Source organism: Flavobacterium sp. (assembly GCF_046155325.1).
Classification (GTDB): Bacteria; Bacteroidota; Bacteroidia; order Flavobacteriales; family Flavobacteriaceae; genus Flavobacterium.
On sequence record NZ_JBJXDQ010000038.1, the window covers coordinates 1 to 3,137 of the forward strand.

The 3,137-nt window shown below is 31.3% G+C and carries 3 protein-coding genes and 1 pseudogene; all 4 read left to right on the forward strand.

The window, feature by feature from the left end; all coding sequences use genetic code 11:
* On the forward strand, positions 1 to 602 hold a 602-nt coding region (locus ACKVOD_RS02545), incomplete at its 5' end, for a glycosyltransferase family 4 protein (RefSeq protein WP_409207916.1).
* On the forward strand, positions 599 to 1,540 hold the full coding sequence (locus ACKVOD_RS02550; RefSeq protein ID WP_409207917.1) for a GNAT family N-acetyltransferase: 942 nt from the start codon (positions 599 to 601) through the stop codon (positions 1,538 to 1,540). The genes ACKVOD_RS02545 and ACKVOD_RS02550, both read left to right, overlap by 4 nt.
* Before the next feature lie 66 nt (positions 1,541 to 1,606).
* Positions 1,607 to 2,725 (forward strand): hypothetical protein, encoded by a 1,119-nt coding sequence (locus tag ACKVOD_RS02555; protein WP_409207918.1) that lies wholly within the window; start codon positions 1,607 to 1,609, stop codon positions 2,723 to 2,725.
* A 27-nt stretch (positions 2,726 to 2,752) separates the two neighbouring features.
* Positions 2,753 to 3,137 (forward strand): annotated as a pseudogene (locus ACKVOD_RS02560) (polysaccharide deacetylase); the annotation flags it as partial.

Sequence of the window (3,137 nt, forward strand, 5' to 3'; positions counted from 1 at the left end):
GTTTTCAACGAAATAATCCAGAGCAAAGAAGTGCTATTCGGAAACAATATGGTATTCCTGAAGATGCTTTATTAATAGGAACTGTTGCTGTTTTTAGATTTCAAAAGCGGTTAGATAAATGGTTGGAGATAATGAACGAAGCCATAGGTAAAAACCCAAAAATTTATGGAATTATTGTTGGGGCAGGAATTCTGGAACCTGAAATATATGCTAAACACAAGGAACTCAATCTAGAAGGAAAAGTATTTTTTTCGGGGATACAAACCAACGTGAAACCCTACTATGAAGCCATGGATATTTTTATGATGAGCTCTTCTTTTGAAGGACTTCCTATTGCGTTGCTCGAAGCGATGAGTATGGGTTGTGCCATCGTATCTACGGATGCTGGGGGTATAAAAGAAGTAATACAAAATAATGAAAACGGAATTTTGGTAGCAGTTGATGATTGGAATGACTTGTCAGGCTCTATTTTAACTCTAGCTGAAAACCCATCTCAACTGGCCTCTTTTCAAATGGAGGCACGAAAAAGGGTCGCGACAAATTTCAGTATTAAGGCTATGGTTACTGAATTAGAATCCCTATATATTTCCTATCGATTATGATTATTAGAAATGCTACACCAGAAGATATTCCTGCTATTGTTGCCTTATTGAAACTTAGTTTAGGCGAAGGATTAATGAAAAAAACTTCTGAGATATGGAATTTTAAGCATTTAGAAAATCCATTCGGAAATTCATATGTTTCATTAGCTTTTAAAGAAGATGTTTTGGTTGGAGTTAGAGCCCTTATGAAATGGCAATGGCAATTGGGGAATGATGTTTGGATAGCCTATAGAGCAGTAGATACGGCCACCCATCCTGATTATCAAGGGAAAGGTATTTTTAAGAAATTAACTTTAAAAGCACTTGATGATGTAAAAAAGAAGGAAGGCGAAACTTTTGTTTTTAATACCCCCAATGAACACAGTCGACCAGGATATTTAAAAATGGGTTGGAAAACTGTTAGCGCTATTGAATTAGCTGTAATACCTACAGTTTTATATGCTATTCCGTATTTTTTTTCAAAAGTAAATCCAAATAATAACATTAGTGTAGCGCAATTGAGCCAACTTTGTGAATTACATAACCACGAATTGTCAAATAAAAACACCATTTTTACGCCAAAATCTGCAGCATATTTAAAATGGCGTTATGAAGAAAACCCTTTGCAGGATTATAAAGTTTTCGTTAATAAAAATTTTTATATAGCCTTCTATATCAAAAAGCATAAATTTTTTAATGAACTTAGAGTTGTAGAGACAATTAGTTCCAATGAGAATAATCATCTAAAACAAATTCGAAATGTAATTCTAAGTTTTGCATTTCAAAATAAATGTTGGTTAATTACAACAGCAAACAAAAGCTTGTTTCGGTTCAGATTATATGGTAAATTTGGACCTAAACTTACCATTAGAACACTCACCCAAGATTCCCTTTTTATTAACACAGTCTTTACTATCAAAAAATGGAGGTATAGTATAGGTGATTTAGAATTATTTTAATAAATGATTGATTTTGTTTTTGTATTTTTTTTACTTTTTGTAATAAATCAAATTTTACTTAAAAGTTTGTCAAATAAATTTTCATTCTTTGATAAGAAGTTGATGAATAGGCTGTATTGGTATCATTTGCTTTTTTTTCTAATCTATTTTACTTACGCGACCTTCAACGCATCTGATTCAAAATCTTATTATTTTGATGCGTGTATTCCTAGAGAGGATTTGATGGAACTTTTTCTAACGGGTACAAAGTTTATAGTTTTTGTCGCTAATCCCTTTGTTCAATTAGGGTTTTCATATATTACTATGATGCTTATTTTTTCTTGGACGGGTTATGTTGGGTTTGTTTTTGCCTATCTTTATTTTCAAGAAAATATTACTATAAATGTAACGGTGTTTAAAAAATATGATTTACTAAAATTGTTACTTTTTTTACCTAATATGCATTTTTGGACAGCTTCTCTTGGCAAAGGGAGTCTAATATTCATGGGACTGATGCTTTTTATTTATGCTTTGCGTTTTCCACAAAAACGATTAATTGCTTTGGTTTTAGGTGGATTCTTGGTCTATATGATTCGTCCCCATGTAATGCTTTTTGTTTTAATAGGGGTTATGATAGGTATACTCACAGGAAGGAGTAAAATTGGGGGAGGTGTTAAATTTTTGGTTTTAATAGTTTCAGTAGCTTTTTTGTATTTGGCTCAGAATTCAATTCTTGGTGTAGCTAACTTAGAAGGTTCTGAAAATGTAATTGAAGATTTTGATCAATTTGCTTCTCAACAATCAGGAAGATTAGTGACTTCAGGATCAGGGGTTGACATGAGTAATTATCCTTTGCCGTTTAAATTATTTACATTTTGGTTTCGACCTTTATTTATTGACTCTCCAAGTGCAATTGGTATCTTCAGTTCGATTGAAAATTTGATTTATTTGCTTTTATTTTTAAAAATTTTAAACAAACGATTTTTGAAGTTTATATTTAAAGCCCCTTATTTAGTAAAAACATCTTTAATAATTTTTGTTTTAAGTTCTTTTGCTTTGACTTTTGTCATGTCAAATTTGGGTATTATCATGCGTCAAAAATCGATGGTGATGTACTTTGGTTTTTTTGTTATTTATTATTTTTTAGCTTCTGAAAAATATGAAATGATTCAAAAAAACCAACCCAACCCAGTTGTTTTAGTATAAAAAAATAGGTATTAAAAACCAGATATAATGAAAAATGGAGCTTTAGTAATTTCGCTTGACTTTGAGTTAGTCTGGGGGCTTTTTGACCATATTCAAATTAAGGATAAAGTTTTATATTTTAATAATACACTTGGGGTAATACCAAAAATAATAGATATTTTCGAAAGGAATAATATTCATGCCACATGGGCAACTGTAGGTATGTTGTTTAACGAAAACTGGGATGAATGGCGCTCAAATATTCCGGAAATAATACCTACATATACTCGAAAAGAATTAGATGCTTATGATTATGGAAAGCGGCACCAAAAATCGGGTTTGGAAAAATTCTTTTTCGCACCAAATTTGATTAAAACTATTAAAAGTGTAAAAGGACAAGAAATAGGAACCCATACCTATTCTCATTACTATT

Bases quoted from the DNA above. Each gene is read 5' to 3' on its own strand.
- ACKVOD_RS02550 (WP_409207917.1), top strand. From the start codon at position 599: ATGATTATTAGAAATGCTACACCAGAAGATATTCCTGCTATTGTTGCC.